1 protein-coding gene is annotated in these 617 nt (G+C 52.5%); it reads right to left on the bottom strand.

Going from position 1 to position 617, the window contains the following annotated elements; genetic code table 11:
* Positions 1–617: HYR domain-containing protein (locus ABHV44_RS16160; RefSeq protein WP_459075751.1), on the bottom strand; the 617-nt coding region annotated here is incomplete at both ends.

Below are 617 nucleotides of genomic sequence, written 5' to 3' on the forward strand. Positions count from 1 at the left end.
AATGTGCAGTCAGAGCTGTTTCCGTTCGTGTCAGTTGCAGTGAGCGTGATCGTGTGAGTTGATCCCACTCCAGTCAGGATCACTCCTGCTGCCGGTGATTGCGTGTAGACAATGTTGGCGTCTGGTGTACAGTTGTCGGTAGCTGTGATCGCTCCGGTAAAGTCTTCGAGGCTATACTCGCAAGATCCGTCAAGGTCGCGGTTTACATCGCTCTGGCAAGTGTTAATCACTGGCGCTGCGTTGTCAGTTACCACTACATCAAACGTGCAAGTGGCTGTGTTGCCTGAGGCGTCAGTTGCGGTGAGAGTAACTGTTGTCGTTCCACTCACGATGTCACCTGCAATCGGTGATTGTGTAATCACTGGTGCTGCATCGCAGTTGTCAGTAGCCGTCCCAAGTCCGGTGTAATCGGCCATTGTGAACTCGCAATTGGCATCGGCACTGGCGGTCTGGTCACCTGGGCACGTGATCACCGGATCGATGGTGTCTATCAGTGTGATCTCAAACGTGCAGTTCGTGGTATTACCAGCGTTGTCAGTTGCTGTCAGTGTGATCGTTTGGGTTGTTCCAGCTCCTGAGAGTGTTACTCCAGCTGCTGGACTTTGAGTCACAGTTAC

It is taken from the genome of Halocola ammonii, assembly GCF_049334165.1.
Taxonomy (GTDB): domain Bacteria; phylum Bacteroidota; class Bacteroidia; order Flavobacteriales_D; family Sanyastnellaceae; genus JBEGHD01.